At 27.6% G+C, this 24,221-nt stretch carries 22 protein-coding genes; 11 read left to right on the top strand and 11 right to left on the bottom strand.

What is annotated here, in order from left to right; translation table 11 throughout:
• The first annotated feature begins 25 nt into the window (after window positions 1–25).
• From ACJJVK_RS15200 to ACJJVK_RS15170, 7 genes are all read left to right on the top strand, one after another.
• A complete protein-coding gene (locus tag ACJJVK_RS15200) occupies window positions 26–943 on the top strand; it encodes a UDP-3-O-(3-hydroxymyristoyl)glucosamine N-acyltransferase (RefSeq protein ID WP_405567517.1) in 918 nt (305 codons plus the stop codon).
• A 70-nt stretch (window positions 944–1,013) separates the two neighbouring features.
• Entirely contained in the window at window positions 1,014–1,886 is an 873-nt protein-coding gene (gene sucD, locus ACJJVK_RS15195; RefSeq protein ID WP_215994741.1) for a succinate--CoA ligase subunit alpha, read from the top strand.
• A 104-nt stretch (window positions 1,887–1,990) separates the two neighbouring features.
• Complete coding sequence (locus tag ACJJVK_RS15190; protein WP_405567516.1) at window positions 1,991–4,954, top strand: M16 family metallopeptidase; 2,964 nt, start codon at window positions 1,991–1,993, stop codon at window positions 4,952–4,954.
• A gap of 179 nt (window positions 4,955–5,133) precedes the next feature.
• Complete coding sequence (gene fabG / locus ACJJVK_RS15185; RefSeq protein ID WP_405567513.1) at window positions 5,134–5,880, top strand: 3-oxoacyl-[acyl-carrier-protein] reductase; 747 nt, start codon at window positions 5,134–5,136, stop codon at window positions 5,878–5,880.
• Window positions 5,881–6,096: 216 nt separating this feature from the next.
• Window positions 6,097–6,306, top strand: a complete 210-nt coding sequence (locus tag ACJJVK_RS15180; protein WP_405567510.1) for a hypothetical protein — start codon at window positions 6,097–6,099, stop codon at window positions 6,304–6,306.
• 161 nt (window positions 6,307–6,467) lie between these two features.
• Window positions 6,468–8,495, top strand: coding sequence for a VWA domain-containing protein (locus tag ACJJVK_RS15175; RefSeq protein ID WP_405567508.1), 2,028 nt, complete (start codon window positions 6,468–6,470; stop codon window positions 8,493–8,495).
• A gap of 63 nt (window positions 8,496–8,558) precedes the next feature.
• The gene (locus tag ACJJVK_RS15170; protein ID WP_252726834.1) at window positions 8,559–9,389 is read left to right on the top strand and encodes a prohibitin family protein; all 831 of its coding nucleotides are present in this window, start codon (window positions 8,559–8,561) and stop codon (window positions 9,387–9,389) included.
• 196 nt (window positions 9,390–9,585) lie between these two features.
• On the opposite strand, the gene ACJJVK_RS15165 is transcribed toward ACJJVK_RS15170, so the two are convergent.
• From ACJJVK_RS15165 to ACJJVK_RS15135, 7 genes are all read right to left on the bottom strand, one after another.
• Window positions 9,586–10,374, bottom strand: a complete 789-nt coding sequence (locus ACJJVK_RS15165) for a T9SS type A sorting domain-containing protein (RefSeq protein ID WP_405567506.1) — start codon at window positions 10,372–10,374, stop codon at window positions 9,586–9,588.
• Window positions 10,375–10,494: 120 nt separating this feature from the next.
• A complete protein-coding gene (gene eutB / locus ACJJVK_RS15160; RefSeq protein WP_405567503.1) occupies window positions 10,495–12,828 on the bottom strand; it encodes an ethanolamine ammonia-lyase subunit EutB in 2,334 nt (777 codons plus the stop codon).
• A 270-nt stretch (window positions 12,829–13,098) separates the two neighbouring features.
• Window positions 13,099–13,602, bottom strand: a complete 504-nt coding sequence (locus ACJJVK_RS15155; RefSeq protein WP_405567501.1) for a nuclear transport factor 2 family protein — start codon at window positions 13,600–13,602, stop codon at window positions 13,099–13,101.
• Between the two features lie 73 nt (window positions 13,603–13,675).
• Window positions 13,676–14,401: a head GIN domain-containing protein gene (locus ACJJVK_RS15150; protein ID WP_405567498.1), complete on the bottom strand. Its 726-nt coding sequence runs from the start codon at window positions 14,399–14,401 to the stop codon at window positions 13,676–13,678.
• Between the two features lie 96 nt (window positions 14,402–14,497).
• The gene (locus tag ACJJVK_RS15145; RefSeq protein ID WP_405567495.1) at window positions 14,498–16,183 is read right to left on the bottom strand and encodes a PspC domain-containing protein; all 1,686 of its coding nucleotides are present in this window, start codon (window positions 16,181–16,183) and stop codon (window positions 14,498–14,500) included.
• Window positions 16,176–16,520, bottom strand: a complete 345-nt coding sequence (locus ACJJVK_RS15140; RefSeq protein ID WP_068358205.1) for a PadR family transcriptional regulator — start codon at window positions 16,518–16,520, stop codon at window positions 16,176–16,178. The genes ACJJVK_RS15145 and ACJJVK_RS15140 overlap by 8 nt, the downstream gene beginning before the upstream one ends.
• 108 nt (window positions 16,521–16,628) lie before the next feature.
• On the bottom strand, window positions 16,629–17,069 hold the full coding sequence (locus ACJJVK_RS15135; protein WP_215994733.1) for a DUF4870 domain-containing protein: 441 nt from the start codon (window positions 17,067–17,069) through the stop codon (window positions 16,629–16,631).
• Between the two features lie 232 nt (window positions 17,070–17,301).
• Here ACJJVK_RS15135 and ACJJVK_RS15130 point away from each other — a divergent pair, with 232 nt between their 5' ends.
• The gene (locus tag ACJJVK_RS15130) at window positions 17,302–17,763 is read left to right on the top strand and encodes a DUF4442 domain-containing protein (RefSeq protein ID WP_215994732.1); all 462 of its coding nucleotides are present in this window, start codon (window positions 17,302–17,304) and stop codon (window positions 17,761–17,763) included.
• Here ACJJVK_RS15130 and ACJJVK_RS15125 read toward each other — a convergent pair.
• Window positions 17,760–17,906: a hypothetical protein gene (locus ACJJVK_RS15125; protein WP_215994731.1), complete on the bottom strand. Its 147-nt coding sequence runs from the start codon at window positions 17,904–17,906 to the stop codon at window positions 17,760–17,762. The genes ACJJVK_RS15130 and ACJJVK_RS15125 overlap by 4 nt on opposite strands.
• A 200-nt stretch (window positions 17,907–18,106) precedes the next feature.
• Between ACJJVK_RS15125 and ACJJVK_RS15120 the strand changes: the two genes are divergently transcribed.
• Together ACJJVK_RS15120 and ACJJVK_RS15115 are read left to right on the top strand one after the other, a co-directional pair.
• The gene (locus ACJJVK_RS15120; protein WP_405567491.1) at window positions 18,107–18,343 is read left to right on the top strand and encodes a hypothetical protein; all 237 of its coding nucleotides are present in this window, start codon (window positions 18,107–18,109) and stop codon (window positions 18,341–18,343) included.
• Between the two features lie 237 nt (window positions 18,344–18,580).
• Window positions 18,581–19,381: a TIGR00266 family protein gene (locus ACJJVK_RS15115; RefSeq protein ID WP_405568390.1), complete on the top strand. Its 801-nt coding sequence runs from the start codon at window positions 18,581–18,583 to the stop codon at window positions 19,379–19,381.
• Between the two features lie 76 nt (window positions 19,382–19,457).
• On the opposite strand, the gene ACJJVK_RS15110 is transcribed toward ACJJVK_RS15115, so the two are convergent.
• Window positions 19,458–20,720: a hypothetical protein gene (locus ACJJVK_RS15110; RefSeq protein WP_215994729.1), complete on the bottom strand. Its 1,263-nt coding sequence runs from the start codon at window positions 20,718–20,720 to the stop codon at window positions 19,458–19,460.
• A gap of 241 nt (window positions 20,721–20,961) precedes the next feature.
• Entirely contained in the window at window positions 20,962–21,678 is a 717-nt protein-coding gene (locus ACJJVK_RS15105; RefSeq protein WP_215994728.1) for a YebC/PmpR family DNA-binding transcriptional regulator, read from the bottom strand.
• A gap of 160 nt (window positions 21,679–21,838) precedes the next feature.
• Between ACJJVK_RS15105 and ACJJVK_RS15100 the strand changes: the two genes are divergently transcribed.
• Window positions 21,839–22,969, top strand: a complete 1,131-nt coding sequence (locus ACJJVK_RS15100) for a T9SS type A sorting domain-containing protein (protein WP_405567488.1) — start codon at window positions 21,839–21,841, stop codon at window positions 22,967–22,969.
• A 62-nt stretch (window positions 22,970–23,031) separates the two neighbouring features.
• Here the strand turns inward: ACJJVK_RS15100 and ACJJVK_RS15095 are convergent, their stop codons facing one another.
• The gene (locus ACJJVK_RS15095) at window positions 23,032–24,219 is read right to left on the bottom strand and encodes an acetate/propionate family kinase (RefSeq protein WP_405567485.1); all 1,188 of its coding nucleotides are present in this window, start codon (window positions 24,217–24,219) and stop codon (window positions 23,032–23,034) included.
• Window positions 24,220–24,221: the final 2 nt, after the last annotated feature.

The raw sequence follows: 24,221 nt of genomic DNA, 5'->3' as shown, positions 1-24,221 counted from the left end.
AATTGCCAAAAGCTAATAGCGAACTATGAAATTCAAAACTCCACAAACTTTACAACAAATTGCATCACTTTTAGATGTAGATTTTATTGGTGATAAAAAATTTCCAATTCTTGGGATAAATGAAATCCACGTTGTAGAAAAAGGAGATATCGTTTTTGTAGATCACCCTAAATATTATGATAAAGCTTTAAATTCTGATGCAACTACAATTTTAATTAATAAAAAAGTAGCATGTCCAGAAGGTAAAGCTTTGTTAATTTCTGATGATCCTTTTCGTGATTTTAATAAAATTACAAAACATTTTAATCCATTTATAGCATCCAAAGTAAGTATAGCAGAAAATGCTATTATTGAAGAAGGAACTATAATTCAACCTAATGTTTTTATAGGAAATAATGTGCAGATTGGTACTAATTGTGTTATTCACCCAAATGTAACAATTTATGATAATACCATAATTGGTAATAATTGTACAATTCATGCAAATACAGTTTTAGGAGCAGATGCTTTTTATTACAAAAACAGACCAACAGGTTTCGATAAATTAATTTCTGGAGGTAGAGTAGTTTTAGAAGATAATGTAGATTTAGGTGCTTCTTGTACAATTGATAAAGGTGTTACAGGAGATACCACTATAAAACAAGGAACAAAAATTGATAACCAAGTACATGTAGGTCATGATACAGTTATTGGTGAAAAATGTTTAATAGCTTCACAAACGGGTATTGCAGGTTGTGTAATTATTGAAGATGAGGTTACCATTTGGGGACAAGTTGGTACAAACAGCGGAATTACAATTGGTAAAGGAGCTGTTATTCTTGGGCAAACAGGGGTTACAAAATCTGTTGCTGGAGGCAAATCTTATTTTGGTACGCCAATAGAAGAATCAAGAGAAAAATTAAAACAGTTAGCAGGCTTAAAAAGATTGCTAAAAGAAAAATAAAAAACTAATATCGTTTTTATAAAAGTAAACAATAAACTATTTTTGTAACACAAAATAAATATCAGAGCAAATGAGTGTTTTAGTTAATAAGAATTCAAATATTATTGTACAAGGTTTTACTGGTAGTGAAGGAACTTTTCACGCAGGTCAAATGATTGATTATGGAACCAATGTTGTTGGAGGTGTAACTCCAGGAAAAGGTGGTCAAGAACACTTAGGGAAACCTGTTTTTAATACAGTTGCAGAAGCTGTAGAAAAAGCGGCTGCAGATACTTCAATTATATTTGTACCACCAGCTTTTGCTGCAGATGCAATTATGGAATCTGCAGATGCAGGTATTAAAGTAATTATCTGTATTACAGAAGGTATACCTACTGCAGATATGGTAAAAGTAAAAGCTTACATTGCAGATAAAGACACTAGATTAGTTGGGCCTAACTGTCCAGGAGTTATTACTCCAGATGAAGCTAAAGTTGGTATTATGCCAGGTTTTATCTTTAAAAAAGGTAAAGTAGGTATCGTTTCTAAATCAGGAACTTTAACTTATGAAGCTGCAGATCAAGTTGTAAAACAAGGTTTTGGTATAACAACTGCAATTGGTATTGGTGGAGATCCAATTATTGGAACTACAACTAAAGAAGCTGTAGAAATGTTAATGAATGATGATGAAACTGAAGCAATTGTAATGATTGGTGAAATTGGTGGTAATTTAGAAGCTGAAGCTGCACAATGGATTAAAGCTGATGGTAATAGAAAACCAGTTGTTGGTTTTATTGCTGGGCAAACTGCACCTGCTGGAAGAACAATGGGGCATGCAGGAGCTATTGTTGGTGGTGCTGATGATACTGCACAAGCAAAAATGGAAATCTTAGCAGCAAATGGTGTACACGTTGTAAGTTCACCAGCTAAAATTGGAGAAATGGTTGCGAAAGTATTAAAGTAATCTTTATTTCTTTAATTATTTGTTAAAGTTTTATAATAAATCTTATTAAAATCCGTTGAATTTGTAAATTCAACGGATTTTTTTATTCAACCAAATTAAATATTATGAAACAGATTAAAGTATTTGCTTTTAGTATGTTATTAATTTCAGCAATAAGCTGTAATACAAACAAGGAAAAGAGCTACGAAGTAACATCGCAAAAAGACACAAATGGTATAACCTATGAAACTGTAGAAAACGATCCTACAGGTTTAAGACTATATACCTTAGACAATGGTTTAAAAGTGTACCTCAGTAAAAATGAAGACGAACCCAAAATTCAAACTTATATAGCAGTAAGAGCTGGTTCCAATTACGATCCAAAAGAATCTACAGGTTTAGCTCACTATTTAGAGCACATGGTTTTTAAAGGGACTCACAAAGTAGGTACTGCTAATTGGGAAAAGGAAAAAGTATTTTTAGCAAAAATTTCTGATTTGTATGAGCAACACAGAACAGAAGAAGATCCAGAGAAAAAGAAAGCCATTTATCAAGAAATAGATAAAGTTTCTTTAGAAGCCTCTAACCATTCTATTGCTAATGAATATGATAAAATGACAGCTTCTTTAGGAGCAACAGGGACTAATGCTTACACTTGGTTTGAGCAAACAGTATATACCAATAAAATTCCTGCAAATGAATTCAATAAATGGATAACTTTAGAATCTGAACGTTTTAGTACACTAGTTTTACGTTTGTTTCATACAGAATTAGAAGCTGTTTTTGAGGAGTTTAACAGAGGACAAGATAATGATTTTAGAAAACGTTATGCAGCTATGTTAGATGGCTTATTTCCAAATCATCCTTATGGTCAACAAACAACAATTGGTACTGGGCAGCATTTAAAGAATCCATCAATGATTGATATTCATAATTATTTTGACAAATATTATGTACCCAATAATATGGCTATTGTTTTAGTTGGTGATTTAGATTTTGATGGAACAATAGCAAAAGTAAATAATGCCTTTGGTAAATTTGAAAGAAAAGAATTAACACATCCTACTTTACCAAAAGAAGCACCAATTACATCACCTATAATTAATGAAGTTTTTGGACCAACTTCAGAAAATATTTCTATTGCATATAGATCTGGAGGTGTAAATACAAATGATGAAAAAATGGTAACATTGGTTGATATGATAATGGCTAATGGAAACGCAGGTTTAATCGATTTAAATTTAAATCAAAAACAAGTGGTGCAAAATGCAAGTTGCTCACCTACTTTTTTAAATGATTATGGCTATCACACATTTACAGGTTCACCAAAATCAAGTCAAACTTTAGATGAGGTAAAAGATTTGTTATTAGAACAAGTTACAAAATTAAAGAATGGTGAGTTTGAAGATTGGATGATAGATGCAGTTGTAAATGACTTAAAACTAAGTGAAACACGCCAATATGAAAATAATTCAGCTTTGGCTAATAAATATGTAGATGCCTTTATATATCAACAAAATTGGGCTAATAGAGTAAAGTTTTTAGACGATTTAAAGAAAGTAACTAAAGAAGAATTGGTTGCTTTTGCTAATAATTTTTATCAAGATAATTATGTAGTAACATACAAAAGAAAAGGAGAAGATAAAAATATTGTAAAAGTTGAAAACCCAGGTATTACGCCAGTAAACTTAAATAGAGATAAAAGTTCTGAATTTATTCAAGATTTCAATAAAATGGAATCTCCAGAATTAAAACCACAATTTGTAGATTATAAAACGGCCATTAAAGAAACTAAAACAGAAAATGATATTAAAGTATCTTATGTATTGAATGAAAAAAACGATTTGTTCGATATGAATATCATCTTTGATATGGGGAGTGATAATGATAAAAAATTATCTTTAGCTGCTGGTTATTTAGAATATATAGGTACAGATAAATATACAAATGAAGAATTAAAAAAAGAGTTTTACAAATTAGGAATCTCTTATTACGTAAGCACAGGTAGTGATAAAACCTATGTAGGTTTAAACGGGTTAAAAGAAAATTTACCAAAAGGATTAGAATTATTAGAACATTTATGGGACAATGCTAAAGCTGATGAAGATGCTTATAATAAATATGTAGAGAAAATCTACAAAGGTCGTGAAGATGGAAAAACCCAAAAAGGAAATATCCTTTGGAATGGTTTAATGAACTATGGTAAATATGGTGAAGATTCTCCTTTAAGGGATATTATGCAAATCGATGAATTAAAAGCCATAAACCCAGAAGAATTAGTTGCTTTAATTAAAGATATGAAAAACTACAAACAACGTGTTTTCTATTATGGTAAAGATGTAGATAATGCTGTAACAGCTTTAAACAATCAGCATAAAATTTACGGCGAATTAAAAGAATACCCTATTGCAAAAAAATACGAAGAAACAGAAACAGGGGGTAATGTTTTCTTTACAAATTATGATATGGTGCAAACAGAAATGTTGTTTTTAGCTAAAGGAGATCCTTTTAAGCCAGAAAATATGGCTGCATCAACATTATTTAATACTTATTTTGGTAGTGGATTGTCGTCAATTGTTTTTCAAGAAATTAGAGAATCTAAATCGTTGGCATATTCTGCTTTTGCATCTTATCAAGGAGCATCAAAAAAAGACTCACCAAATTATGTAATGGCTTATGTTGGTACACAGGCTAATAAATTAGAACAAGCTGTAGATGCTATGATGGAATTAATGAATGATATGCCAGAGGCTGATAAACAATTCCAAGCTGCAAAAGAATCAACATTAAAAAAATTAGCAGCACAAAGAATTACAAAATCAAATATTTTTTGGTCTTATGAAAGATTACAAAAATTAGGTATTGATAATGATAACAGAGAAGAAATGTATAACACCATTAAAAATATGACAATGGAAGATTTAAAAGCATTTTTTGATAAAAATATTAAAGGCGAATCTTACAATGTTATGGTTATTGGTAATAAAAAAGATTTAGACGTAAAATCATTGAAAAAGTTAGGTAAAATAAAAGAATTAGAAGTAGACTATTTATTTAATTATATAGAAGAAAAGAAAGTTAAATCTTAGATTTTATAATTTTTAAATTATCATTTAAAATAAATTATATAAATATAAATTTTAAAGGTTTTAGCATTTCTTTAAATTAGTGAAATTTTAGTCTTATTAAATTTTAACTCGTAAGGTAATTTTACTTTACGAGTTTTTTTATTTTATTATATTTGATGCCTTAAAAACAACTAAACTATATGAAATTACTAGAAAATAAATCAGCAATAATTACTGGTGCAACTAGAGGAATAGGTAGAGGTATTGCTATTGAATTTGCAAAACAAGGTGCAAATGTAGCTTTTACTTATAGTTCTTCTGTAGATGCTGCAAATGCCTTAGAAGAAGAATTAAAAGCATTTGGTGTTTCTGCTAAAGGATATCAATCTAATGCTGCTGATTATGCTGCTGCTCAAGAATTAGCTAAAGAAGTTCAAAAAGAATTTGGTGCTATAGATATTTTAGTAAACAATGCAGGTATTACCAAAGACAATTTGTTAATGCGTGTTTCTGAAGAAGATTTTGATAAAGTAATTGAAGTTAACTTAAAATCTGTATTTAACCTAACTAAAGCTGTTATTAGACCAATGATGAAGCAGAGAGCAGGTTCTATTATAAATATGAGTTCTGTAGTTGGTTTAAAAGGTAATGCAGGGCAAACAAATTATGCAGCATCTAAAGCAGGTATTGTAGGTTTTTCTAAATCTGTAGCTTTAGAGTTAGGTTCTAGAAATGTAAGAAGTAATGTAATTGCTCCTGGTTTTATAGAAACTGAAATGACAGATAAGTTAGATGAAGCAACTGTACAAAGTTGGAGAGATGGAATTCCTTTAAAAAGAGGGGGTAAGCCAGAAGATATTGCAAACGCTTGTGTATTTTTAGCTTCTGATATGAGTTCATATATTACAGGTCAAACTCTTTCTGTAGATGGTGGAATGCTAACTTAGATTGTTTTTTTTGATAAATAGCTTTAATCAATAAAAAAGTAATAATAATTATATTCTAAACGTTTAATTAACATATACTTAACACCTGTGAAAACAGGTGTTTTTTTATTCGTCTATATTTAAATACCAATCACCTAACTTTAATCATTACCTATCTAAAATTTAATTTTACGTCTTAAATCCATAGTATCTTTACAGTGTAAAACAACAAAACCTATGGAAACTAAGAATTTAACTAACAGACAATTAGAAGTAATTAATGAATTAAAAAATGAGCATTTAACAAGTTTTCAAATTTTAAACAGAATTAATAGTATTAAATTAATACTTGTAGTTTATAATGTTTTAGACGAACTTAAAAATATGGGAATATTAAAAAGTTATATCAAACAGAATGTTAAATATCATTACATAGAATCTAATTAAAATTTTACCCTAAAAATAAAACCCAAGTACTCCTAAATACCCTATCTACTCCTAATTTACCCCTAAGTAAATAGAGTTTAAAAATAACCTGCAATATTTAACATTGCAGGTTTTTTCTTATTTAAATAGTTCTTTATATCTTTCCCATTAAAATAAAACGATTGCAGACTACTTTAATATTATATCTCATTTTAGCATTGTTATTTGGTTTAGCAATTGCATACTTTCAATACTATTTTAAAGTAAAAAACAAACTAAAAATAACAGTTACTCTTTTTGTTTTAAAAGGATTAAGTATCTTTTTGTTGATTTTATTATTGATAAATCCAAAAATAGAGAAAACCAATATTACTAATATAAAACCAGTTTTAACTTTTTTGGTTGATAATTCTAATTCTGTTTCTTTTTTTAAAGAGGATAAAAATGTTGAGGCTTTAGTTAAAGAATTAGAAAGTAATAAAGCTATCAATACTAAATTTGATGTTCAAAAATTTTCTTTTGCAAATGATTTACAAGTTTTAGATAGTCTTTCTTTTACAGAAAATCAAACAAATATTTCTAATGCAATACTTAGTGTAAATGAACTGCAAAATGATAAGATTTCTCCAATTGTTTTAATTACGGATGGAAACCAAACTATAGGTCAAGATTATGAATTTATAAATGTAAAACAACCTGTTTACCCAATTGTAATTGGTGATACTACAAAATATGTTGATGTTAAAATAAGTCAATTAAACGTAAATAAATACAGTTATATTAAAAACAAGTTTCCTGTAGAAGTTATTTTAAATTACGAAGGGAATGAAAATGTAACCACTCAGTTTTCTATATTTAATAAAGGAAAAACTGTTTTCAGAAAAAATGTACGTTTTTCTGCATCAAAAAAATCGCTAACAGTTATTGCAAATTTAACATCTACTAAAGAAGGTTTACAATATTATACTGCATCCATTTCTAAAATAGAAAATGAGAAAAATATTAAAAATAATACCAAAAGTTTTTCTGTAGAAGTTATTGATGAGCAAACAAAAGTCTTGTTATTAACTTCTGTTTTACATCCAGATTTAGGTGCTTTTAAAAAGGCAATTGAAAGTAATAAACAACGCTCTGTAGAAATTTATAATATTGATAATTTTAAAAATAAAATTAAAGATTATCAGTTGGTTATATTGTTTCAGTTAAATAATAAGTTTAATAAAATTATTGATCAAATTAAAGAAAACAATAATAATTATTTATTGGTTTCTGGTGGTAGTACAGACTGGAATTTCATCAACCAAAAAGAATTAGGTGTTAGAAAAAATTCAATTAATGAAACCGAAAATTATGGAGCAGTTTTTAACGATGGTTTTCTAAATTTTTTACAACTAGACATTGGCTTTAATAATTATCCGCCTTTAAAAGATAAATTTGGTGAAGTAAGTTTTACCAAAGAACACCAAACTTTATTGTTTCAAAATATTAATGGTTTAGAAACACAACAACCTTTGTTAGCTACTTTTGATATCAACAATCAAAAATCTGGAATTTTACTTGGTGAAGGTATTTGGAGGTGGAGGGCCAACAGTTTTTTAAATACAAATTCTTTCGAAGATTTTGATAAATTTATTGGGAATATTGTTCAGTTTTTGGCATCAAACAAAAAAAGAAATCGATTAGAAGTAGATGCAGAAAGTCTATATCCTGCAAATTCTACAATTACTATTTCTGCTTTTTACACAGATAAAAATTATCAATTCGACCCAAGAGCGAGTTTAGAGATTACTGTTACAAATACAACAACTAAAGTAGTTACTAAAGTGCCTTTTTCTTTAGTAAATAATGCTTTTAAAACAGAGATAGAAAATTTAAATTCTGGAGATTATACTTATAAAGTTACTGTTTTAGGTCAGAGCATCAGTAAAAATGGGCGTTTTAAAATAACAGATTATAATATTGAAGAGCAATTTACAAATGCTAATATTCAAAAATTACAAAAACTGGCAGATAAAACTGGGGGTAATCTGTTTTATAAAAATCAGGTAGCAAAAATCACCAAAAAATTGTTAGCCAATGAGTCTTTTTATACAGTACAAAAAGCAACTAAAAAGCAAGTAAATTTAATTGATTGGCAATGGATTTTATTTTTAGTAATCGCACTTTTAACAGCAGAATGGTTTCTTAGAAAATACTTTGGTAAAATATAAAATATATGCATTGGGTTTCATCAATAGAAATTGTAAATTTGATAAAATTTAAAAAATATTAAAATGGCAAATAATCAAATGGATTTGAATTTCCCTAAAGGTGGAGTTTTCCTAATTATAATTGCAGTTGTAGCAATCATATTATTCACTAAATCTACAGTTACAATTGGTCCTGGAGAAGGTGGTGTAATTTTCGAATCTTTAGGTAAAGGTATTAATACAGAAAAATCTTATGGAGAAGGTTTTCATATTGTTTTACCTTGGAATAAGATGATTGTAAGAAAAGTACGTCAGCAATCTATTTCTGATGAAATGAATGTACTTTCTGTAAATGGATTAGAAGTTAAAGTAAATGGTACAATTTGGTATGAGCCAGAATTTGAAAATTTAGGGAAACTTATAAAAACTAAAGGTGAAGATTATGAACGTGAGTTGTTAGATCCTGCAATAAATGCAGCTGCAAGAAGCGTTGTTGGTAGATATACACCTGAGCAATTATACTCTAGTAAAAGAGATGTAATTGAGCAAGAAATTTTAGATGAAGTTCAGAATGTTTTAAAAGGACAGTATTTATCAGTAAAAAGAGTTTTGGTAGAAGATGTAAAATTACCAAATACAATTAGAACTGCAATTGAAACTAAATTAAAGCAAGAACAAGAATCTTTAGAATATGAGTTTCGTTTAGCAAAAGCTAAAAAAGAAGCTGAAAGACAAAAGATTGATGCAGAAGGTAAAGCAACTGCAAATAAGATTTTAAGTGCGTCTTTAACCGATAAAATTTTACAAGAAAAAGGTATTGAAGCTACTTTAAAACTTTCTGAATCAACAAACAGTAAAGTGATTGTAATTGGTTCTGGTAAATCTGGAATGCCAATTATTTTAGGAAATCAATAAGAAGTTTTTACTCTTAAGGTATTAAAAAATCCAGCTAAAAGCTGGATTTTTTTTTGTTTAAAATAGTATTATAAAGAAGCAAAGTAATAATTCTAGTTCTTCAAATAAATTTATATTTTTCATTTAATAGAATATCTATTGGCAGAAAAAGCTGAAATAAAATTTGATTAAAACTTTGAATTTGAACTTATAAAACTTATTTTTTAATAAACTTATGTTTAATGTTATCTATTTCGTAGAAATATAGCCCTGTAGCTAAGTTTTCTAAATTAATTTTAAAACTATTTTCTTGTCTAGTTTTAATTAGTTTTGTTGTAAATTCTTTTCCATTAACATCAAAAAGCGTCAAATTACTCTGGTTGGTATTTACGTTTTCTATATACAAATAGTTTATAGCAGGATTAGGAAATGATTTTAATGATTTAACGTAATCAATTTCTTTTGTAGCTAAAGTAGATGAAGGAAGTGTATAAATTTCAGTAGATTCAGTTGTAGTGTTATAGATTATTAATTTGTTTACATTTTCTGCTTTATCATTAAAAATTATAAAATCATATATATCTGAAATGTAAAATTCATTATCACCAAAATCTTTTACAATTTCGCCATTTTCATTATAAATTATTATTTTTTTACTAGAAGAATCTTCGTCTTCTGAGAAGCTAATAACTATTTCAAACAAATCATCTGAATTAAAAATATGTTTTGATACACCAAAGTTTTCTGTATATAATGATATATCAAATGTTTCTACTCCAGATGGTAAGTTAGGTGTGAATTCTGATTTAAGACTATAGTCAGAATTAAAAATTTTAAATGTTTTTAAACCAGGTCCAGCTAAATAATAAAAACTACCTTCTGAAGTAGAGTAGGGTAATAACCAACCCTCTGCATCATTATAGCTAATAGATTTATCTAACTCAATTTGGCTAAAACTTAGGTTACTAATTAATAGTAAAAATGTAAATTTAAGAATCTTTTTCATATCTAATTATTTTTTAATTTTTTACAAATTAAGTTTTTAATTAAATAAATAAAAATTATAAGTCCTTAATTTATAGATTATTACAATAATTATGATTTCGTCAAAAAAACAACCTTTATTTTAAGAAATCAACTTCTCATCAGTAGTATTTAAAAATAACTCACTTAGAATTTTTGAGGTGGTTAGCGCAGCATCTTTGGGGTGTAATGCTGTATCTGAAATACCAGAAACAACTCTAGAAATGTTATGATCTACAACACCTTTATGATACCAAGTTGTGGATTTGGTTACACTTAAATAAGCAGAAAAATTATGATGTCCAGAACCAGGTCTTTCACCAATTATGTGAATGATGCCATGACTTTTTGGGTAGTTGGTTTTTTCGCCAAATAAAAGTTCTCCACATGCATAACCAGCCCTTACACGTCCGTTATTTATAAAAATTGAGCTATTGCTAATGGTGTAATTACTTGTTTTTAATTGTTTGTTTAATTCATTTAAAAAAGGATGTAAATGTCCATCATCCATTAAAGCTCTTGCGTTTAAACCATCAGAAATAATAATTTGTATATCAGGAGTTTTACCATTCCAAGAAGCTCTAATGTTTTGAACCATTTTTGTAGCATCATCACCTAAAATTTCTCCAGATTCTGGATGATACACATAATCTTTTCTGTCTTTAGATTGGGTTGAAATTGCTATTGCAGATGGAATACTATTTTTAAAATTCGGATTAATTTCCGTCCATAAACTTACTTTTGCATCATTATACAAACGATGTACTTCTTTGTTTAAATTAGCATCTAAATCCCAAATATTTTCTCCATAACCTTTGGCAATAGAAACACCTCTTTTTTCTATTTGTGAAAGTATGGTTTCTCCTTCTTTATAAATTTCAGTTTTAGAACGTTTGTCTTTTTTAGCCTTTTTATATTGATAAAATACCCAATTAGGATCTCCAAAATGTTTGGTAGGCTTTCCTTTTTTATCAATAATTTTTATTTTTTTGAAGAAATTCCACATTGCATCATTCACTTTATAACCAAACTGTTCTCTAATTTTTACATGATTGCTAAAAGCTGTGGTTAAATAGCTTAACATTGGGTCGTTTTTGGTTGGTAAAGCCATTAAATAAGCAGGGTTTGCAGGCATTACTTGTTCAATACACCAATCTAAATCTTCTAAATTTACATTCATATGCAAGGTAGAACAGATGTCTAAACCAATAGTTAATCCATGCAATTTACCCATAACTGTATCTTCTAAACAACAACGTACCAATTGTTCTTTAGATTTGAATACTTCAGGTCCAATAAAACCAGCAACATCATTAACATGCACCCAAGATTCGTTGCCACCTTTTACCTCATTAATCTTTTGCTTTAAGGCTCTTAAAAAACCATATTTTCTTGATTCGTGCATCACCATATCAAAACCTTCACTATGTCCATTGGTTAAATCTGCACCTTGGCCAGTTTCTGCATAAAAACCATATTGTCCATCTCTTAGAGCTGCATATTCTAACATTTTTTCAATGGTAACATCAAAAGTATTGTTGGCATTTACTGTGCCAGCAATACTTTGAAACCAAATACCAGTAGTATCAGGATTTTCTTGTTCCACTTGTGCTTGAATATCTACATGAGACAAAACACAATTGGGGATTGTATCTTCCAATTCAAAAGTTTGGATGATATCTAAGAGTGTTTTTTCAATTTTAGCCACAGATTCAGGTTCACTAGATACAGGATTTGTACCTAAAACAACATCACCTACAGCATAAGACCACGCATTAAAAACTTGCCAAGCAATATCATCTGTATTGTCTGTTGGAGAATTGGGTTGTACTCGTGCACCCATATAACCTTTACTACCTATTTTGCTGTTTGGTAGTGGGTTAAATATTTTTTGACTGATTACAATCAGTTCTTCATTACTCATTAATTTTACCAAACATGCAATAACATCACTGGATAAATTAGGTAATATTTTTTTAATTTCTGATTCAGGTTTTTGCAAACAAAACGCTTTTAATTCTTGCATGGACCAATTAAAAAGTTCAATTTCTTGAAATGTTGTTTTTTGAATGAGTTCTTGAAGTTCATCAGTAAAAACCGAATTCTGAACTAGGTCTTTAATCTTTGTATTGGCTAAAAGCTGTCTTGCGTTTTTGCGAGAATTTTCATTTAAAGCAGCTACTTTTATGGTTTCATCACCTTCTTTGTAAGCGTTTGCAGATCCTAAAATTTGTCTGTATAAAGTGATGTTAAATTCACCTTTTTCACTATTGATATATGAGAAAATATCTTCATCTACTTTTGGTGATTTAATGTTTACTGCTGTTTTAATTTTTGGTATTGTATTATTTTTAGTGGATTTAAAATCGCAACTATTTAGTAATAATAATGAAGCACTAGCTAATGAAGTTTTTTCTAAAAATTCTTTTCTATTCATAACGATTACTAAATTTTTTGTAAGCTAATTTAGTTTTTTTTGATAAGAAAGACAAGTTAAGGTTTTGTAAAATGTTTTTAAGTTTATTGATTATGAATTGTTTATCTATCTTTTAATACAAATAATGTAAAGGTAAGATGTAAAACAAATTCAGTATAAAAAAGTAAGCGTCGTTTTTTACAAAACGACGACTTACCAAGTAAACTAATAAAACCAAGTATTAGTACTGTTATTAGAGTTAGCTATTCTAATGGCAGTTTTTTAAATATTTTAATGAAGACTAATTACTTTAGTAATTGTCCAATTTTCGTTTTCTTTTTTCCAAGTAACAATAAATTTACTGGGAACCGATTTTGCATTCGGTTCTTCTTTATTAAAGAATTTATGATAACCAATTTCAATAGCACCATAATTATGTATAGGATAAACTTCTACACTGCCTTTAATTAAAGTTCTGGTTACTTTATTACAGATATTATCTTCTAGAGATTTTAAAAGTTGATTTTTGTCTGATAATAAACCGCCTTTGTCATGAAAGAATTCAATATTTTCATTATAAATAGCAGCTTGAGTTTTTAAATCACAGTTATTGTAAGCTGTAAAATAAATACTATCCATTTTTACAATATCATTGTATAACTTAACATTTGCAATTTTATATTCAGGAATTTCGTGTACTTGAGCAGTAGTGAAAAAGCTATGTAAAAATAGGAGTATAGCAATAAATATTTTTATGATAAAAGATTCTTTAAAAGAGTCTATAAAAGAGTACATAGCTTGTTTTTAATTGAAATCTCAAGGCTGTTTCCAGCCTCAAGAAATCTTTGGTTGATTGATAATTCTGTAATTATTTGGCAGAAATGCTTCCACCAGAAGACGATTTTTTATTTACTTGTTTTGGGCTTCCTTTAAAGTCAATATCTCCTCCACTTGTAGCTTTAGCATCTATACTTTCTGATGCATAAACATTAATATCTGCACCACTAGTAACTTTTACAGTTACGTTTTTACTTTCTAAATCGTAAGCATCAATAGAAGCACCACTTGTAGCACTTGCAGAATGTTGGTTTGTAATTCCAGATATTTCTATATCAGAACCACTTGTTGCACTACTAGAAACTGAATTTGCATCTAAAGTCATTCTAATATCTGCACCACTTGTTGCGCTAACAGAAATGTTGTTTACTTTTAAAGTTTCTTTAGTATACACATCAGAACCACTTGTTGCAGTAACTCCTTCTAAAGTTTCTACAGTAACATATACTTTTCTTGCTTTTGCTTTCCAAATATTTTTTTCTGAATAAATTTTTAAAACACCATCATTAATTTCTGTAATAATAATGTCTTGTAAATTTTCATCTGCTTCTACAGTAATTTCTGTTGATTTACCTTGAGAAAGATATAAATCTAAGCCAGTGCTTACTTTTATTTTAGTGAAATCTTCTTTTAGGCTTCTGTCTTCTGTTACTACATTTCTATTTCCGTTAATTCTATTAAACATATTAACGTTACAAGAACTTAATAATGTTGTTAAAAATACGATTGCTAATAATGATTTGGTTGATGTTTTCATGGTGTTTGTTTTAAGTTTACTTGATAAAGGTCTTTTATTAGACGCTTAAAAAGAAACAAAGGTTACTCAGTTGTTGTTATTTTATGATGAATTGTTTTAAAAAGTTTCTTTTAACTCAGATTCTGTATTCTCTTCAACTTCAACTTCAATTTCACAATCAGTACATTTTAATGTTCTATCTGTCATAATAAAATGTTGGTTAGCCATATCTTTATCTCTAATATCTCCTTCATTTTTTACGTTATCTAAAAAATTCTTGGTAGAATTATCAAAATAAATACTTACATTTTTAGGTAAATAAATGGTAATTTCTATTTCTTCATCTTTCCAAATATTTTTAAATGAAGACAAATAGTAAGCATCTAAAATTATTGTGTTGTTTTCAATTTTATATTTATAGCTCACTCTTTTTGCATTATGACTGGCATTACCTTTATTTTTACCTTGAGATTTTTTTAAGATGATCATATAGCTTTCATCAGAATTACTCTTTTTAACATCAACATTTACATTGTTGCTATAAACCATCTGTTGGTTATCAACATACACTTCTTCTCTATAAGTGTTAGATCTTAAATTATGTCTATAATAAATTTCATCATCATTTATAATTTTTAGGTTTAAAGTATCATTCTCAACAATATTTAAGCTCTTTTTTTCTGATGATTGCCCATTAATTGAATGAGATGTACCAAATTCAATACCCGTAAATATGATAATTAATAAACTAACAATCCAAATACCAGAAAGTGTTAAAGATGTTGGTTTGCTTAACTTTTTTACGTTAGTAGATAAGATTCTTAACCCTAAAATAAATAATAGTAAAAATGGTATACCAATCAATAGAAAACTACATAAAGTAAGTGCCCAAGTTGGTATTACAGAATCGTAGAAAAATGGTGGATACTGTAAATTAGCATCAACATTTAACCATTCTAAACTTCCTAAAGAAAACCCTCCAACAATTAGAGATAAAATAACAGCAGCAGAAATAAAGATAATTAAGATACCAATAAACTTACCTATAACCTTAAAAATGGCTAAAATAATTTTACCAATTGTATCTAAAAAATCGCTTGCTCCGTTATTTTTTTTTGTCTTTCCCGAAAAAGTTTTACTCATTTTATCAGAAAACTCATTAGCACCATCTTTTATTTTTTCTGATGCTTCTTTGGCTACCACACTTACTTTGTCTGATACATTGCTAAATTCTTCACGAATCTTTTTCTCAATATTATCAATATTTACAGGTTCGCCTTCCATTTGTAATTTTTCTGAAGTAGTTTTTGCTTCAGGTAACAAAATCCAAAGGATAATATAAAGTAACACTCCAAAACCAGCACCAAAGAATAATGCCAATAAACCTAAACGAATCCAAATGGTATCAATATTAAAATAATGAGCAACACCAGAGGCAACACCTCCAAGAAATTTATCATCACCATCTCTAAATAATTTTTTACCAGAAGCGCTATTTCTTCTGTAAGAATAACTAGAATCGCTATATTCTTGTTCAGCATCTGCATAATCTTCTGGTTGGCCCATAATTTTAATGATATCATCTATATCACCTTCATTTACAACCTGTCTTGCATCTGTTATTTTTTCTGATAATAGCTCACTAATTCTAGCCTCAATATCAGCAATAATTTCGTTTTTTCCTTGCGGATCATCACTTAAAGATCTAGAAATCGATTCTAGATATCTTCGTAATTTCTGATAGGCAATTTCATCTATATGGAAGAAAAATCCGCCTAAATTTATATTTATTGTCTTATTCATTGGTAGTCGATTTTTTACTAGTTACTTGGTGTACTGCGTTTACTAAATTATTCCATGTTTTGCTTAACTCTTTCAAAAACATGCCTCCGTTTTCGGTTAAAACGTAATATTTTCTTGGTGGTCCAGAAGTTGATTCTTCCCATCTATAAGTTAATAACCCTGCGTTTTTTAAACGAGTTAATAGTGGATAGATAGTTCCTTCAACCACAATCATTTCTGCACTTTTTAGCGTAGAAAGTATTTCAGAAGTATAAGCATCACCATTTTTTAGGATAGATAAAATGCAGAACTCTAAAACACCTTTTCGCATTTGCGCTTTTGTGTTTTCAATCTTCATATATTGTGATTTATTTACTCGTTCTAAATCTTATTATTATAAGAAAATGTTGTCGAGTGTTTTTTGTTAATTATTATTGTTTCAATTCTTGTCATTAAATAACTGTAATTATTTAATAAATTTAATTGTTAATGGGTATTTGTAATTTTCGCCTTCTCTAGCTTTTATAGATGCTATAATTACCAAAGCAATGCCTATGATATATACTAAACCTGCAAGAGAACCAAAACCTAAAAAACCAAATAGATTATGTGAATCGAAATCAAAATTTAAGTTGATGTTATTCCAATTAAAATGACGACGATGATTATTAAAAATAGAACCAAATGCAAAAGGAATAAACAATATAGAAATTAGAAATACATAAAGTGTATAGCTTATATTAAAGTTTACAGCTTCTTTACCTTGTTCATCTAAAAAAACACTTCTGTCTTTTAAGGTTTGCCAAGCAATTAATGGTGTTATAATATTGCCAAAAGGAAACATTAAACCTGCAAATGCAGATATATGAATTAAAAATGCGTTAGTGTTTTCGTTATTTTTTTTCATTTTATAAAATATATAATACTTTCTTATGCAAATATATATCTTAAAAAAGGTATTATGCAATACATAGTACTATAATTAACATTTTTTTAACATATTAAATTTGTAATTATTAGTGTTGATTATTTCTGAAAACGTTTGATATGATTGAGTTTTATTATAAATTAACTATATTGCTAATCGATTTTAGAAAAAGATAAAAAAAATACTTATTATCAATTTTAACAAACTATAAATGAAGTTTACGCCTGCAAAAGTCAATTTTTTTAACCTAATAAAACTGCCTTTAGCATTTTTTGGAGGTGTAAGAGTAAAGTCAATTACAGATTCTGAAGTGGTTGTTACTATAAAACATAGATGGATGAATCAAAATCCGTTTAAAAGTATGTTTTGGGCTGCACAAGGTATGGCTGCAGAAATGCCAACAGGTATTTTAGTAATGAAAGCTATTTACAATTCTAAAAGAAAAGTTTCGATGTTGGTTACGCACCAAGAAGCAGATTTTTATAAAAAAGCTACTGGTAGAATTACGTTTACATGCTCAGGAGGTAATGAGATTAGAGAAGCTATTCAAAAATCTATAGAAACAGGTGAGGGGCAGTTGATTGTTTTAACTTCTATAGGTAAGAATTCAGATGGAGTTGAAGTATCTAAATTCCAATTTAATTGGAGTATAAAAGTAAAAAGCGAAGCTTAACTTTGCTTTTGATATAATTGAGGTCTTTGTTCATTATAATCACAATCTTGAAAAATTCCACAAGACACATTTGTTCTTGCTAAAGATTTAGTGATTTCAAATTCTTTTGATAACGCTTCGATTTCTGGAGTTAAATATTTCATATTTGTTGTTTAAATTTATACCAAAAGTAATTCTTTTGTTAAAAGTGATAAGTTAAGAAAACTTTAAAATTGACTGTTAAATTTAAATCTATGTTTATTATAGATTATAATGTTAACATAATAAATTAAATGTAAAATTCATTTTAAAATTTGTAGTATGATATAGATTTTTAAGTTAAGGGTTTCAAAACCATACTAATATGAAACTAAAAAAACAATCATTTTTTTTATTTACTATTACTTTTCTTTTTATTAAATGTGCCCCAACTTTAAATTATATAGGCAATAATTACACACCAACAACAAATGTTTCTGTTTATTATGATGCAGACCAAATAGTAAGAAAATATAAGATTATGGGTTTGTTAACTTTTAATACAGAACCAATATATGATAATCACGATAACAGAGAGGTGTCTGATTTAATTATTAATTAAGGTAAAGAAGCTGGTTCAGATGCAGTTTTGGTAACTAAGTTTTCTACTAACATTCTAAAAGAATTTTCTGATAGAATAACTTCTAGAGATTCTGAAAAACTTTTTATTGAGGCTAAATTTCTTAAATTTGAGAAATGATGCTTTTTTTTGTAACAAAAGTTTAGTTTATCATTCTAATAATAAAACTTAAATCATATGTTCCAAGATAGATTACCAAATAATTCGCAAAATAATAATATGAATGCTCACGAAATTGATTATAAAATTTTCGGTGAAGAAATGCAGTTTGTAGAAATAGAATTAGACCCTCAAGAAGGTGTTGTTGCAGAAGCTGGTACTTTTATGATGATGGATAATCATATTAAAATGAACACTATTTTAGGTGATGGATCTAATCAAGATAAAGGAATTTTAGGGAAAATATTTTCTGCTGGTAAACGAATTTTAACAGGAGAAAGTTTATTTATGACTGTTTTTACGAATGATGGTGTAGGAAAAAAACAAATATCGTTTGCATCTCCTTATCCAGGAAAAATTATTCCTATTGATTTGAATGAGTTTGGTGGTAAATTTATATGCCAAAAAGATGCTTTTTTGTGCGCTGCAAAAGGAGTTTCTATAGGAATTGAGTTTTCTAAAAAATTAGGTAGAGGATTATTTGGAGGCGAAGGTTTTATCATGCAAAAAATGGAAGGTGATGGTTTAGGATTTATTCATGCAGGAGGAACTATGGCAAAAAAAGTTTTACAACCTGGCGAAGTTTTAAAAGTAGATACTGGTTGTATAGTTGGTTTTACGCAAAGTGTAAATTATGATATTGAGTTTGTAGGCGGAATTAAAAATACCGTTTTTGGAGGTGAAGGTTTGTTTTTTGCAAATTTAACTGGGCCAGGTACTGTTTATATTCAATCATTACCTTTTAGTAGGTTAGCTGGTAGAGTTTTAGCTATGGCACCAAAAACAGGAAATGGTAGTAGAGGAGAAGGTTCTATTTTAGGTGGTATAGGAGATATTTTAGATGGTGATAATAAGTTTTAATTATTAAGATTACTCATGAAAAAAATCCCAACTTTATTTGTTTGGGATTTTTTTTATTTTATCTTTTATCAGAAATTTAGATGTTTAACAAATAGTCTCTTAAGTCTACTTCTTCATCTAATTCCATTTTCTTTTTAATTCTATATCTTGCAGTTTGTACAGATCTTGGATCTATAGATAAAATTCTTGCAATCTCTTTAGTTTGTAAGTGTAGTTTAATAAACATACAATGTCTTAATTCTGTTTCTGTAATAGAAGGATATTTTGAAATTAATTTATCAAAAAACTTTTCATGTACAGCATTAAAGTGTTGTTTTAAAACTTTCCAATCTTCATCATTCTCTAAAACATAATCAATTTGATTATTTATACTTTTTATTAGATTATTATCTTCAGTTTTAATTCCTTTAACATCTGCTTTTATTTCTTTAAAATATTGTTTGTGATGTAGTAGGTTTGTAGATAAAGAAATCATTTCTTTTTCTTTATCTAAATTTTCAGATTTTAAATCTTTTAATACTTGTTTAATTTCAATAATTTTCTTTTTATAATTTTGTAAAATAAAATAATAACCTACTAAAGATAAAATTAGTAAAGTACTAAGAATAAAAACTAAAATTTGTAAACTAAATTTTATGTTTTCTAAGCTTTCTTTTTTAATGAGAGTTTTTTCATTTTCGAATTTTAAATTTAAAAGTTCAAGTTTATTAGCTAACTCTTGGTTTGTTTTATTCTTATTTTCTACTACAAAAGACAATACATCTGAATTGTTATGGCCTATCAATTCTAAACTAAAAATACAATCGCTAGATGTTACATAAGATTGATGTATAGAAATGGCTATGGTATTTTCACCTTCTTTAAAAACATTATTATCAAAGTAGTGTTGAAAATATTTATGTTCATTTTTCTCTTTAACTGTACTGATAGCAAATGTTTTGTTGCTTATTGTAGAGTTAGGCATATTATCTCTAAACAATTCTTTACCATTAATATAAACAACAGCACCATCATCTCTTAATAATTTAAATTCATAAGCTAAATGAAGGTTTTTTATAAAAATTTTCTTTGCAAAATATTTTGTTATTTTTCGGTTTTCTCTATCTTCTTCTGCATAAATTGTAGTGCTATTTTTTTTATCTCCATAACCAATTGGAGAAATACCAGATTTCCAATCAGAGAAATCTAAATCTTTATACCAATCATTATTTAAATAACCTTGATCGTAATAATGCCAGGTTTCTTCATTTTTTATTAGAATATCTTGACTAAAAATTGAGTTGATATTAATAAATAATAAAAAAAATAAAATAGTTTCTATTTTGTAAAGATTCTTCATTTTTTAAGATAAAATAGGCTTAGAGGCACAAATATAGTAGTTTAATAGTTAAAATAAGACCTATGTAGTAGGTTAGTTGTGCCTAAATTTTAACATATTTAAAAAACTATGTTATATTTGTAGCATTAATATTTATTATTAATGTATTAAATATTGGGGGATATTTTACATTAGATTAAAAAAAAGTCGTGATTGTTAAAATCACGACTTTTGCTTTTTTTTAATATAAAAAATATAATTTTTATTCTTCCATAGAATGGTAAACAGAATTTACATCATCATCTTCTTCTAATTTTTCTAACAATTTTTCAACATCTGCTTTTTGGTCTTCATTTAGCTTAACAGTTGTAGTTGGTATTCTTTCAAAACCAGAAGATAGAATTTCTATATTGTTATCTTCAAAGTAAGATTGTAAAGAGCCAAATTGCTCAAAAGGAGCATAAACTATAATTCCTTCTTCATCATCAAAAACTTCTTCAACTTCAAAATCAATTAATTCTAACTCTAATTCTTCCATATCAATAGTAATGTCTTCCTTTTTTACAGTAAAGTTACAAGTATGGTCAAACATAAAAACTACAGAACCAGAAGTACCTAAATTTCCATCACATTTATTAAAGGCAGCTCTAACATTAGCAACTGTTCTATTATTATTATCTGTAGCAGTTTCTAAAAGAATAGCAACACCATGAGGTGCATAACCTTCAAATAAAACTTCTTTATAGTTAGCAGTATCTTTATCTGTTGCTTTTTTTATGGCTCTAGCAACATTATCTTTAGGCATATTAGCAGCCTTTGCATTTTGTATAACTGCTCTTAATCTAGAATTTGAATCTGGGTTAGGACCACCTTCTTTTACTGCCATTACAATGTCTTTACCAATTCTGGTAAAAGTTTTTGCCATTGCTGACCAACGTTTCATTTTTCTTGCTTTCCTGAACTCAAATGCTCTACCCATTTCTGTTGATTTTTTTTAAAATGCCTACAAATGTAAAGATTACAATGTTTTTTTACAATTATTTTAAAGACGTATTTATAATAATAAATACCTACATGTAGGTATTTATTTAATTATTAATTTGTTTTAAGTTTACTATTCACAATTAATTAAATAAATTATGAAAAAAATTACTTTATTATTTTTATTTTGTACCATACAGAGTTCTTTTGGGCAAATATTAACTTCTGTAACAGAAGAATATTTTTCAGGTTCTAGTTGGTATATTTCTTCTAAGACAGATTATAGTTATAATACAAATGGAGATTTAATTCAAGAAAAATACTTTGCTGACTATAATTCAGATGATGTTTTAGAGTTAGAAGAAACGACAACTTATTCTTATAATACTTTTGGTAGACTTATAGAAGAAAATTATAATAATGAGTATAAAGGTGAGTATACTTATAATGCAGATAATCTTTTAACAACATACATTAGTTCAGAGAAAGAAAATAATGTTTGGGTTAATAATTATAAAGCAGAAATATTTTATAATGGTACTAACATAGATTATTATATAGGTTATGGTTGGGATGGAGTAAATTGGTATTTAGAAGAAGATGGATCTGAAAGAATTAAATATATATATCAAGGTAATAACTTAGTTACAACAACTGAAGAAGATTACATAAATTCATCTTGGGTAGAAAGTGGCAAAGAAGTATTTACTTATGATGCTAGTAATAGGTTAATTAAAGAAGAGTATTATAATAAAGATAATGATATTTATACTCTAGAAGAGTTCTATGATTATACTTATGATTCTAATAATAATATTGCTACACAAGAGGGAGGTTATAGAGATCAATCATCTACAATGAATAATTTTAAGCCTTTAACTTATCAGTATGATTTAAATGTTAATATGAGTGATATTACTCATCCTTTTAAAGATAAAATTGGTACAAAAATATATTTTGATGTAAAGCATCATTTTATAAATAAAATTTTAAGTGAAAGCTCAGATGATAGTAAAATAACTTATAATTATAATGAAAATACAGCAAATACAAAAGATATAACATTGGTAGATTTTGAGGTTTATCCAAACCCAGCAACTTCTTTATTAACTATAAAAGATAATAGTTTTACAATCAAGAAAATAGAATTATACAATGTTCTTGGTAAAAAAGTATTAAGTACCAATATAAATAAAATTAATATTGAAAATTTAGTTAATGGTGTTTATTTGATGAAACTAGAAACAGAAGAGGGAAATATTGTTACAAAAAGAATTGTAAAAAAATAATTAGTTCTCCAACTTAATAAGGTATTTCTGAAAATTTTTATCTTCAGAAATACCTTTATTTTTTATTTTATTAAGTCGTAAGATTGTTTAGCTATTTCTATCTCTTCATTAGTAGGTATTACTAATATTTTTACTTTTGATGTTTCTGTTTGAATTTCTCTAATTTCTTTAGAGCGAACATTATTTTTATCAATATTTAAATCAATACCTAAGCCATCTAAATTTTCACAAGACAATTTTCTCATTAATGCCGAATTTTCTCCAATACCAGCAGTAAAAATAATTGCATCTAAACCATTTAAAACAGCACTATAAGTACCAATAAATTTTTTAATTCTATAAGCAGCTAGGTTTAATGCATTTTGGCAATCTTGGTTACCATTTTCTGCTTTTTCAGAAATTTCTCTTAAATCAGAAAAACCAGTAAGCCCTTGCATACCAGAATTTTTATTTAATAAATTAGATACTTCCTCAGCAGTTTTGTTAAGCTTTTTAATTAAAAAGAAAATTACAGAATGGTCTATATCTCCAGAACGTGTACCCATAACTAAACCATTAGAAGGTGCAAACCCCATAGAAGTGTCTACACATTTACCATCTTTTACTGCAGCCATACTACAGCCATTACCTAAATGAATTGTAATAATTTTTTTTGATTTTTCAGCACCTAAAAACTCAATTGCTTTTTCTGATACATATTTATGGCTTGTGCCATGAAAACCATAAGCTCTAATATAATGTTCGTCTAAAAATTTATTTTTTATTGCATATTGATAGGCTTCTTTAGGCATTGTTTGATGAAAAGCAGTATCAAAAATTGCAATTTGTTTTGCAGATGTAAAAATTGTTTCTGCAATTTCTATACCAGTTAAATTTGCAGGATTATGCAAAGGAGCTAAATCAAATAAATCGCGAATATTATCTTTAACTTCTTGGTTTACAATTGTTGTTTTACTGAATTTGTTTCCTCCATGAACAACTCTATGGCCAACAGCTTCAATTTCATCAACAGTATTAATAACACCAACATTAATATCTAATAATGCTTTGGCAACTTTTTGTAAACCTATTTCATGATTTAAAATTGGTAACGTTTCAGTAGATTTTTTACCACCTTTTTCGTGTGTAAAAATAGCATCTTGCATACCAATTCTTTCTACTAAACCTACACATTTAACGTTTTCTTGAGGCATTTCTATTACCTGATATTTTAATGAAGAAGACCCTGCGTTTAAAACTAAAATATTCATAA

Source organism: Polaribacter sp. Asnod6-C07, assembly GCF_045063625.1.
GTDB classification, from domain to species: domain Bacteria; phylum Bacteroidota; class Bacteroidia; order Flavobacteriales; family Flavobacteriaceae; genus Polaribacter; species Polaribacter vadi_A.
This window is presented reverse-complemented; position numbering and strand designations above follow the sequence as displayed.

Coding starts and splice junctions, on each gene's coding strand:
- ACJJVK_RS15200 (WP_405567517.1), top strand. CDS start 26: ATGAAATTCAAAACTCCACAAACTTTACAACAAATTGCATCACTTTTA.
- sucD (WP_215994741.1), top strand. CDS start 1,014: ATGAGTGTTTTAGTTAATAAGAATTCAAATATTATTGTACAAGGTTTT.
- ACJJVK_RS15190 (WP_405567516.1), top strand. CDS start 1,991: ATGAAACAGATTAAAGTATTTGCTTTTAGTATGTTATTAATTTCAGCA.
- fabG (WP_405567513.1), top strand. CDS start 5,134: ATGAAATTACTAGAAAATAAATCAGCAATAATTACTGGTGCAACTAGA.
- ACJJVK_RS15180 (WP_405567510.1), top strand. CDS start 6,097: ATGGAAACTAAGAATTTAACTAACAGACAATTAGAAGTAATTAATGAA.
- ACJJVK_RS15170 (WP_252726834.1), top strand. CDS start 8,559: ATGGCAAATAATCAAATGGATTTGAATTTCCCTAAAGGTGGAGTTTTC.
- ACJJVK_RS15165 (WP_405567506.1), bottom strand. CDS start 10,374: ATGAAAAAGATTCTTAAATTTACATTTTTACTATTAATTAGTAACCTA.
- eutB (WP_405567503.1), bottom strand. CDS start 12,828: ATGAATAGAAAAGAATTTTTAGAAAAAACTTCATTAGCTAGTGCTTCA.
- ACJJVK_RS15155 (WP_405567501.1), bottom strand. CDS start 13,602: ATGTACTCTTTTATAGACTCTTTTAAAGAATCTTTTATCATAAAAATA.
- ACJJVK_RS15150 (WP_405567498.1), bottom strand. CDS start 14,401: ATGAAAACATCAACCAAATCATTATTAGCAATCGTATTTTTAACAACA.
- ACJJVK_RS15145 (WP_405567495.1), bottom strand. CDS start 16,183: ATGAATAAGACAATAAATATAAATTTAGGCGGATTTTTCTTCCATATA.
- ACJJVK_RS15140 (WP_068358205.1), bottom strand. CDS start 16,520: ATGAAGATTGAAAACACAAAAGCGCAAATGCGAAAAGGTGTTTTAGAG.
- ACJJVK_RS15135 (WP_215994733.1), bottom strand. CDS start 17,069: ATGAAAAAAAATAACGAAAACACTAACGCATTTTTAATTCATATATCT.
- ACJJVK_RS15130 (WP_215994732.1), top strand. CDS start 17,302: ATGAAGTTTACGCCTGCAAAAGTCAATTTTTTTAACCTAATAAAACTG.
- ACJJVK_RS15125 (WP_215994731.1), bottom strand. CDS start 17,906: ATGAAATATTTAACTCCAGAAATCGAAGCGTTATCAAAAGAATTTGAA.
- ACJJVK_RS15120 (WP_405567491.1), top strand. CDS start 18,107: ATGAAACTAAAAAAACAATCATTTTTTTTATTTACTATTACTTTTCTT.
- ACJJVK_RS15115 (WP_405568390.1), top strand. CDS start 18,581: ATGAATGCTCACGAAATTGATTATAAAATTTTCGGTGAAGAAATGCAG.
- ACJJVK_RS15110 (WP_215994729.1), bottom strand. CDS start 20,720: ATGAAGAATCTTTACAAAATAGAAACTATTTTATTTTTTTTATTATTT.
- ACJJVK_RS15105 (WP_215994728.1), bottom strand. CDS start 21,678: ATGGGTAGAGCATTTGAGTTCAGGAAAGCAAGAAAAATGAAACGTTGG.
- ACJJVK_RS15100 (WP_405567488.1), top strand. CDS start 21,839: ATGAAAAAAATTACTTTATTATTTTTATTTTGTACCATACAGAGTTCT.
- ACJJVK_RS15095 (WP_405567485.1), bottom strand. CDS start 24,219: ATGAATATTTTAGTTTTAAACGCAGGGTCTTCTTCATTAAAATATCAG.